A 6,789-nucleotide genomic window follows, 5' to 3' on the forward strand; every position below is an offset into this window, starting at 1 on the left:
AGCCGCATTAACTTCAATGTAATTGATTAATTATCCCCATAGTAACTCATAAGCCTCGCGGAGCCGGCGAGGAGAACCGTTGTACCCCAAATTAACTGTGTGCACCGTCGCAACCGATCCATGACGGACAGGTCTCCCACCGACGACCCGGACCGGTCGAACGTGGTCCTCGTGCACTGTCACGACCTCGGACAGCACCTGGGCTGTTACGGCGCCGACGTCGAGAGCCCGAACCTGGACGAGCTCGCCGGCGACGGCGTCCGCATGGAGAACAGCTTCTGTACGGCACCGCACTGCTCGCCCAGTCGTTCGAGCATGATGACCGGGGCCTACCCCCACGAGAACGGGCTCATGGGGCTCGCACACATGGGCTGGGAGCTCGACGACGACTGGATGACGCTTCCGAAGTACCTCCAGGAGGCGGGCTACTCGACGCACCTCCTCGGCTTCCAGCACGAGGTACCCGAGAACCCCGAACGGCTCGGCTACGACCACGTGGACACGGACACCAAGCGGGCCCTCGAACTCGTGGACGTCGTGGAGGAGTTCTTCGACTCCGCCGCGGACGACGCCGCGGGCGACGCCGCGGACGACGCTGTGGATGGAAACCCCGAGGAGCCGTTCTTCGTCTCGATCGGCCTCGAGGAGCCGCACCGCCCGTTCCGGCGTGACTACCTCCCCGAGGAGATCTACGACGGCCCCGACCCAGAGACGGTGTCGCTCGACGACTTCCCCTACCTGCCGGACGAGCCGGGCGTGCGCGAGGACGCTGCGAACCTCCAGTCGCTGATCGCCGAGACGCTGGATCCCGCCGTCGGGAAGTACCGTGACGCACTGGAGGAGGCCGGTCTCGCCGAGGATACCCTGTTCGTGTTCACGACCGATCACGGGCTCGCGATGCCGCGAGCGAAGGGCACCTGCTACGACCCCGGCATCGAGACGGCGCTCCTGTTCCACCAGCCGGGCGTCGTCGAGGGCGGCGCCGTCCACGACGAACTCGTCAGCAACGTCGACCTCATGCCGACGCTGCTGGACCTGCTCGGGCTCGAGCCGCCGACCGACGTGGCCGGGCGGTCGTTCGCACCGCTCCTCCGCGGCGAGACGTACGAGCCGCGGGAGCGAATCTTCGGCGAGATGACCTGGCACGACCGCTACAACCCGATCCGGACCATCCGGACGGAACGGTTCAAGTACGTCCGGAACTTCTCCGTGCTACCGAAGGTGTTCGTTCCGATGGACGTGACGCCGACGCCGGCGGGTCGAGCGGTCCACGAGGAGTTCTACGTCGAACAGCGGCCCGCCGAGGAGCTGTACGACCTCGAACGCGACCCCAACGAACTGGAGAACCTCGCGTCCGACAGAGCCCCCTTCGAGACGGCCGGGGAAGCGAGCGATCCGGACTCCGAATACGTCGATACGCTCGAACGCCTTCGCGACGAGCTCAGGGAGTGGATGGAGGCGACCGAGGATCCGCTGCTCGACGGCCCGGTACCGTACCCGTCGGTCGAGTGAGGAGGGCCGTTCTCGATACTTTTATTCACTGCAGTGGAAACCCAGTGACAATGGATACCGAAGAACTCTCCGAGGTGCTCCAGGCCGCGGATCTTTCCTTCTATCAGGCCGACGCGTACGTGACGCTACTGGAGCTTGGTAGTGCGTCCGCGACGGAGATAGCCCGCGCCAGCGACGTGCCGGACGCGCGCATCTACGACGTGTTACGCGACCTCGACGAACGGGGGTTCGTCGAGCTCTACGAGCAGGACACGTTCCAGGCGCGCCCGACGGACCCGGAGACGGTCGTTTCGGAACTGACTGACCGCGCGACCCGCTTCGAGGACGCCGCCGCGGAGATTCGCGAACGCTACGAGCAGCCGACGCTCGACGCCAACACCGTGAGCATCGTGAAGCGATTCGACACCGTGCTGGAGGCAGCACGGGAGTTCATCGCCGAGGCCGAAACACAGGTCCACGCGACGCTCACCCCCGAGCAGTTCGCGGCGCTGCGCGAGGACCTCGCCGCCGCGAAAGGGAACGGGGTTACCGTCAACGTCACGCTGCTCGCCAGCGACGACGAGGAGATACCCAAAGCGACGGAGTTCGAGGGCGTCGCGACCGCAGTTCACCGTCGCCCGCGCCCGTCCCCGTTCATCGTCACGACCGACCTCAGGCGGACGGCCTTCGCGTCGAACCCCGCCGCCGTCGAGGACTACGGGATGATCCTCGAGAACCGGTCGTTCACGTACGTGTTCTTCTGGCACTTCCTCATTTTCATGTGGCTGCCGTGGCCCGTCCTCTACGCCGAGGCCCGCGACGTGACGCCGAAACGCTACGCCGACGTCCGCCGATTCCTGATAGAGTACCACGAGCCGATCCAGGCGGGCGCGACCGTCGCCGTCGAGATCACGGGGCGGGACACGGAAAGCAACCAGAACGTCACCGTCTCCGGAACGGTCGTCGACACGGAGAGCGGCGCCGAGGCGGCAAGCGAGATCGATTCCCAACTGTTGCGGCTCACCGGGACCTCGAAGATCGTCGTCGAGGACGACGGGGGACGCCACACGGTCGGCGGCTGGGGCGCGACCTACGAGGACATCGAGGCCAAACAGATCACGGTCACCAGCGCGGACGTCGGCGACACAGCGGTGGACTTCACGGAGGGGTCAGGTTCCGTTACGCAAGCATCAGGCCCCGAGTAGCCCCGTCCGAGTAGCCCCGTCCGAGTAGCCCCCATCCGAGTAGCCCCCATCCGAGTAGCCCCCAGCGCGAGGACATCGCGCGTGGACACGCTGGATTCAAACCATCATCCACCATCAGCAGTACTATGCGACGACGCGAACGGCTGGACACTTTTCTCGACCGGACCGGCCTGGACGCGGTCTGGTTCGCGCGGCCGAACAATTTCGCGTGGCTGACGGGCGGCAACAACGTCGTCGACGAGGCGGGCAGCGTCGGCGTCGCCGCCGCCGGCTACACCGGAGACGGACTCCGCGTGATCACGAACGATATCGAAGCGGAACGCCTCGCGACCGAAGAACTCCCCGACGAGGCCGTCGTCGACTCCTATCCGTGGCACGAAACGGACCTCCCGGACGCACTCGCCGAACGGAGCCCGGCGCCCGCGGCGGCTGACTTCGACGTCCCCGGCTTCCAGCACGTCGACGCGAGCAGCCTGCGGCAACCACTCACGGAGGCGGACGTCACGCGCTACCGCCAACTCGGGCGGGACACGGCCGCCGCCGTCGAAACGGTCTGCCGCGACGTCGAACCGGACATGACCGAACGGGCGGCGGCAGCGGCGCTCCGGACGGAACTCGCGGCGCGTGACGTCCGCCCATCAGTTGTCCTCGTCGGGAGCGAGACGCGCGCACCGAAGTATAGACACTACACCCCGAAATCCGTCGACATCGGCGGGTACGCACTGCTGTCCGTGACCGCGACCCGGGACGGCCTCTCGGCGAGTCTGACCCGCGCCGTCCGCTTCGACGCGCCGGCCTGGTACGAGGAGCGCCAGACGGCGGCCGCACGGATAGCGACGACGGCGCTCGCGGCCACGCGCTGCGTCGGCTCGTCCGACGGGAGCGCGAACCAGGTCTTCGAGCACGTCCAGGACGCGTACGCGAGGACGGGCTACGCCGAGGAGTGGCGCAATCACCACCAGGGGGGCGCGGCGGGGTTCGCCGGACGGGAGTGGATCGCGACGCCGAAAAGCGACGCGCGCGTCCATCTCCCGATGGGATACGCGTGGAACCCGACGGTCCGCGGGACGAAGGTCGAGGATACCTGGCTCGTCACCGAGGAGGGGTTCGAATGTCTGACGACGGGGGACGTCGAGCGCGAGCCGGCCGACGCGGTCGGCTTCGACGTTTCCCTCGAACACGCTGTCGCGTACGACGGATAAGGTCGCCGTCGGCGGCGTCTCCCCTCTCCGAACGTACTCGCCAACCGCCTCTCCTCGTCCCTCTTTTTAAGCACCGCCGGTTCCGCCATCCAAAACACCAAAGCCCCGCGCTCGGTAGCCGACCGCATGCCCGACGAGATACCGATCGAGGCCCACCACGACCTCCAGTTACCGAACGACGTCGCCGTGGCGCCCGACGGCGACCGCGTCGCGTTCGTCGCCGACGAGTTCGACGAGGCAGACGACGAACGCCACAGCACCCTCTACGTCGCCCCGACGGACGGCTCCCGCGACCCGCACCGCCTGACCCGCGTTTCCGAGGGATCGGCTCCGAAGTGGAGCCCGGACGGTGACCGCCTTGCGTTCCTCGCCGCGCGCGAGGAGGATTACGCGCGTCGACAGGGGCGCGAAGTGAACGACGGCAACGGCGACGACGACGCAGCCGACGGCGACGGCGGAACCGACGGGGACGAGGACGAGTCCCCCGAAACGCAGGTGTGGTGGTTCGACCTCGCGCTCGGCGGCGACGCCGAGCAGGTCACCGATTTCGAGGAGGGCGTCCGCGAGTTCGACTGGGGGCCCGACGGCGAGCGGATCGTCGTCTCCGCGCGCGACCCGACTGACGAGGAGGCGGAGTACCTCGAGCAGCGCGAGGAGGGCGGCCCGCTCGAAACGGAGCGCCTCCAGCACAAGTTCGACGGCGTCGGCTTCACGGACACGGTGACGACGTACCTCTTCGTCGTCGATCTCGCGATCGGCGAGCGCACGCGGCTCGACGACGCCTACGGCGCCGGCTCCTCGGAGCCGCTGATGGGCCTCCAGCCAGCCTGGGGGCCGGGCGAGCGCATCGCGTACGTCTCCGTCGACGTCGACTCGCCGGACGTCGAGGCCGACGACGCCGACGACACGCTCGTGGTCGACGTGTTCACCATCGAGGCCGACGGGTCGGACCGACGGCAGATTACGGTCGGCGAGCGACGCTGCTCGGACCCCGTCTGGTCGCCGTCCGGTGACCGGCTGGCCTTCTCGGGCGGGAACCCGACGAACTGGTACCAGCCGACCGAGGTGTACGTCGCGCCCGACGACGCGGCGGCGGTGCCGTACTCCGTCTCCGCCTCGCTCGACCGGACGGTCGCCCGCTTCGGCGCGCCGCGCTGGCAGGACGAAGGCACCGTCGTCTGTCCGTTCGCGGACCAGGGCTGGACGCGCCTCGTCGAGCTCGACCCCGACGCGGACGACCCCACGCGCGTCTTCGACTCGCAGGGACGCGACCGCGACCTCGGTCAGTTCGACCTCGCCGGCGGCACCGTCGCCTGCACGCTCGCGAGCCCGCAGGGCGGTTCGGACGTCTACACGGTCGCCGCCGAGGACCTCGAAACCGGCGACGAGGAGGACCTGACCCGCGTCTCCCTGCTCAACGAGTCGTTCCTCACCGACTACGAACACCCGACCACGGAGCGCGTCACCTTCGAGAACGACGACGGCCACGAGGTGGAAGCCATCGTCTACCTGCCGCCCGGATTCGACCGCGAGGACCCGGACCCGGCGCCGACCATCGCGGCCATCCACGGCGGCCCGATGTCGTACGACGCGCCGACGTTCTACTTCCCGCACGCCTACTGGTGCTCGCGCGGCTACGTCGTCGTCCGCGTCAACTACCGCGGGTCGACCTCCTACGGGAGCGAGTTCGCGGAAACGCTGTACGGAAGCCGCGGCGAGCTGGAGAGCGACGACGTGATCAGCGGCGTCCGCGACCTCGTCGACCGCGGCTGGGCCGACGACGACCGCCTGTTCGTCACCGGCTTCTCGTACGGCGGGATCACGACGGCCCACATCGTCGCGCGGACGGACGAGTTCGCGGCCGCGGCGCCCGAACACGGCATCTACGACTTCTACTCGACGTTCGGGACGGACGACAATCACAACTGGCACGATTGGGAGTTCGGCATGCCGTGGGAGAACGTCGACACGTACCGCGAGATCTCCTCGCTCACGCGCGCCGGCGAGATCGACACCCCCTTGCTCGTCACTGCCGGCGGCGAGGACTGGCGCTGCCCGCCCTCGCAGGCCGAGCAGCTGTACGTCAGCGTGAAAAAGCAGGGCGTCCCCGCGCGGCTGGTCATCTACGAGGACGAGCACCACAACATCGGCGACCCGTCGCGGGCGACCCATCGCGTCGAGGAGCTGACGGACTGGTTCCGGCGCCACGATCCGGCCGTCGACGCCGAAGGCGCCGACTGACCCCACCCCCGGCGCCGTTCGTCGCCGTTACAGGTCGTGATACGACTCGATCGCCGCCCGCCAGTCGTCCGGGATGGGCATCGACTCCTCGGCGTCGGTGTCGTACAGGACCTGCACCGTCTCGGCCTCGGCGGCGAGCCCGTCGGGCGTCCGGATCTCGTACTCCATCGGGATGCTCGACGTGCCGAGTTCGGGGACCTCGAGGGCGACCTCAATGCTCCCGTGGTCGAGTTCGACCGGCGCCAGGAAGTCGATGGAGAGCGAGGCCAGCACGGACGGCGTTCGGTCGAGCGTCCGCCCGACGACGTCGTCGAAGTACGCCGACCGCGCCTGCTCGAGATACGTGGAGTAGACGGCGTTGTTGACGTGGTGCATGGCGTCGATGTCGCGGAAGCGAACGTCGATCTCCGTCGTGTACGCGCTCATTGCTGGGTAGTTGCCGACGCGGGTTATGAGCGCGTCGAAGCCCGCGACGCTTGAGGCGGTTCCGGGTGGACGTGGGTACTGTAGTTTAAAAGGACGATTTCGTTTGCGGATGCTGCTACTCTGGCGGTAGCGGAGACAACCAGAAATCCCGGTCGTGTTAACTTAAGCATGATTCCACCAGACGGCGAAGGCCTGCAACCATGTTTCCGCGGTCGGTGGGTCAA

General features: G+C 67.8%; 5 protein-coding genes. 4 read left to right on the forward strand and 1 reads right to left on the reverse strand.

Annotation, left to right across the window (positions count from 1 at the left end; translation table 11 throughout):
• The first annotated feature begins 120 nt into the window (after window positions 1-120).
• The 4 genes from ACQE3M_RS11510 (at window position 121) to ACQE3M_RS11525 (ending at window position 6,139) form a co-directional block, all read left to right on the forward strand.
• Window positions 121-1,512: a sulfatase family protein gene (locus ACQE3M_RS11510; RefSeq protein ID WP_430505754.1), complete on the forward strand. Its 1,392-nt coding sequence runs from the start codon at window positions 121-123 to the stop codon at window positions 1,510-1,512.
• A gap of 50 nt (window positions 1,513-1,562) precedes the next feature.
• Complete coding sequence (locus tag ACQE3M_RS11515; RefSeq protein WP_430505756.1) at window positions 1,563-2,696, forward strand: TrmB family transcriptional regulator; 1,134 nt, start codon at window positions 1,563-1,565, stop codon at window positions 2,694-2,696.
• Window positions 2,697-2,821: 125 nt separating this feature from the next.
• Window positions 2,822-3,898, forward strand: coding sequence for a M24 family metallopeptidase (locus ACQE3M_RS11520; protein WP_430505757.1), 1,077 nt, complete (start codon window positions 2,822-2,824; stop codon window positions 3,896-3,898).
• A gap of 126 nt (window positions 3,899-4,024) precedes the next feature.
• Entirely contained in the window at window positions 4,025-6,139 is a 2,115-nt protein-coding gene (locus ACQE3M_RS11525; RefSeq protein WP_430505758.1) for a S9 family peptidase, read from the forward strand.
• Between the two features lie 27 nt (window positions 6,140-6,166).
• On the opposite strand, the gene ACQE3M_RS11530 is transcribed toward ACQE3M_RS11525, so the two are convergent.
• Window positions 6,167-6,565 (reverse strand): acyl-CoA thioesterase, encoded by a 399-nt coding sequence (locus ACQE3M_RS11530; protein WP_430505759.1) that lies wholly within the window; start codon window positions 6,563-6,565, stop codon window positions 6,167-6,169.
• Between the last annotated feature and the right edge of the window lie 224 nt (window positions 6,566-6,789).

It is taken from the genome of Halosubterraneus shenae, from assembly GCF_050510935.1.
Taxonomy (GTDB): Archaea; Halobacteriota; Halobacteria; order Halobacteriales; family Haloferacaceae; genus JBDGPU01.

Excerpts from the sequence above, each read along its gene's own strand:
- ACQE3M_RS11510 (WP_430505754.1), top strand. The coding sequence starts at position 121 with ATGACGGACAGGTCTCCCACCGACGACCCGGACCGGTCGAACGTGGTC.
- ACQE3M_RS11515 (WP_430505756.1), top strand. The coding sequence starts at position 1,563 with ATGGATACCGAAGAACTCTCCGAGGTGCTCCAGGCCGCGGATCTTTCC.
- ACQE3M_RS11520 (WP_430505757.1), top strand. The coding sequence starts at position 2,822 with ATGCGACGACGCGAACGGCTGGACACTTTTCTCGACCGGACCGGCCTG.
- ACQE3M_RS11525 (WP_430505758.1), top strand. The coding sequence starts at position 4,025 with ATGCCCGACGAGATACCGATCGAGGCCCACCACGACCTCCAGTTACCG.
- ACQE3M_RS11530 (WP_430505759.1), bottom strand. The coding sequence starts at position 6,565 with ATGAGCGCGTACACGACGGAGATCGACGTTCGCTTCCGCGACATCGAC.